Annotated in this window: 1 protein-coding gene; it reads left to right on the top strand. The window is 46.0% G+C overall.

The window, feature by feature from the left end; translation table 11 throughout:
- Positions 1-100: 100 nt before the first annotated feature.
- Positions 101-681 (top strand): DUF1365 domain-containing protein (locus R7040_RS26895; RefSeq protein WP_318097660.1); only part of this gene is annotated, 581 nt, incomplete at its 3' end.

Raw genomic sequence — 681 nt, 5'->3', positions numbered from 1 at the left:
CATGAAGATGGCGTGCGCCGTGCTTTGGATGTTGTGAACGGACTTGCCGCTAAACATCACGAGACAAACGACACACTTTATGAACAAGGCGCTGCGTAATATGAGTATCCCTTCTCACAGCCAGTTATTTATAGGCAATGTAAGGCATCGTCGTTTTACGCCCGTTAAGCACGAGCTGAATTACTCAATGTTTATGCCAGCGATTGATTTGGATGAAATTGGCGTACTTGAGAAAAAAGTTTGGGGCTTTGGGACTCGCTGGTGGCATTGGGCTCGATTCAAACGCGATGATTACCTCGGTGAAGGGAGTTTGAAAAAAGCGGTGCAAGATAAAGTCGCAGAACTTACGGGCATACGTTGCAGCGGCAAAGTACTGGCTGTCTGTCACTTGCGTTATCTCGGGCTCTATTTTAGTCCGGTGAATTTTTACTACCTGTATGACCAAAAAGGTGAATGGCAATATCTTCTCGCCGAAGTCAGCAATACACCTTGGAATGAGCGCCATTATTACGCGATAGCGGCTGACCCAAAGGATGAAGATTTTGGTTGGGAGCAAGACAAAGCATTCCACGTGTCACCGTTCAACCCGATAGACCAATTGTACCGCTGGAAAATAAAGCCGCTTACAGACAAGTTAAATATCCATCTTGAATGCCATAAAGGTGAAAAACACTTCGACGC

Source organism: Vibrio sp. 1069, assembly GCF_033340555.1.
The sequence above is the reverse complement of the archived record's forward strand: the minus strand, read 5'-3'. Positions and strand labels throughout refer to the sequence as shown.